General features: G+C 68.9%; 1 protein-coding gene. It reads right to left on the bottom strand.

Going from position 1 to position 1,136, the window contains the following annotated elements; genetic code table 11:
* Positions 1-1,136, bottom strand: a 1,136-nt coding sequence (gene mutS, locus AB4Z13_RS32760) for a DNA mismatch repair protein MutS (RefSeq protein ID WP_442207773.1), incomplete at both ends; no start/stop codon positions are given.

Consider the following 1,136-nt stretch of genomic DNA (forward strand, 5'->3'; position numbering starts at 1 on the left):
CGCCAGCCCGTCGAACGTCGAGGTGCCCCGGCCGATCTCGTCCATCAGCACAAGGCTGGACGGCGTGGCGTGGTGCAGGATGCCCGCCGCCTCGGTCATTTCCACCATGAACGTGGAACGGCCGCCGGCAAGATCGTCTGCTGCGCCAATCCGCGTGAAGATGCGGTCGACCGGACCGATCACGGCGCGCCGCGCCGGTACCCAGGCGCCCACACATGCCAGCAGCACGATCAGCGCGGTCTGGCGCATGAACGTCGACTTACCGCCCATGTTCGGGCCGGTGATCAGCAGCAGCTTGCGCGCCTCGGTCAACTGGCAGTCGTTGGGGATGAACTCGGTCGAATCGGCGGCTAGCTGGCCCTCGACCACCGGGTGGCGGCCTTGCACGATGTCGATCACGTTCTCGCTCACGCGCTCGGGCTGGACCCAGTCGAGCGTGCGGGCCCGTTCGGCCAGTGCTGCCAGCACATCGAGCCGCCCCAGCCCGCCCGCCACGCGTTGCAGGGCGGAGATATGCGGCAGCAGGGCCTGGAGCAGCGCTTCGTAGAGAACCTTCTCACGCGCCAGCGCGCGGTCCTGTGCGGACAGCGCCTTGTCCTCGAAGGACTTCAGCTCTGGCGTGATGTAGCGCTCGGCGTTCTTGAGCGTCTGGCGCCGGCGGTAGTCGTCGGGCACCTTGTCCGCCTGGCCGTTCGTCACCTCTATATAGAAGCCATGCACGCGGTTGTACTCCACGCGCAGGTTGGCGATGCCCGTACGGGAGCGCTCGCGTGCCTCGAGGTCGATCAGGAACTGGCCGCAGTTCTCGGAAATGTCTCGTAGTTCGTCCAGATCGGCATCGTAGCCGCGCGCAATCACGCCGCCGTCGCGCAGCACCGTGGACGGTTCCTCGGCGACGGCTCGCACCAGCAGGCCGAGGCAGTCTTCCGGGATTTCGAGGTCGTCGAGGGTCTGCGCCAGCAGCGGGGCGTCGTCGGCCAGCGTCACGGTGGCGCGCACGTCGGGCAGCGCGCGCAGGGTGTCGCGCAGCGACGACAGGTCGCGGGGCCGCGCCGTCAGCAGGGCGAGCCGGGACGTGATGCGCTCGACGTCAGCCAGCCGGCGCAGGTTGGTGCGCAGGGCGTCCGGGTCCTGGG

Source organism: Rhizobium sp. YAF28 (genome assembly GCF_052113285.1).
Taxonomy (GTDB): Bacteria; Pseudomonadota; Alphaproteobacteria; order Rhizobiales; family Rhizobiaceae; genus Rhizobium.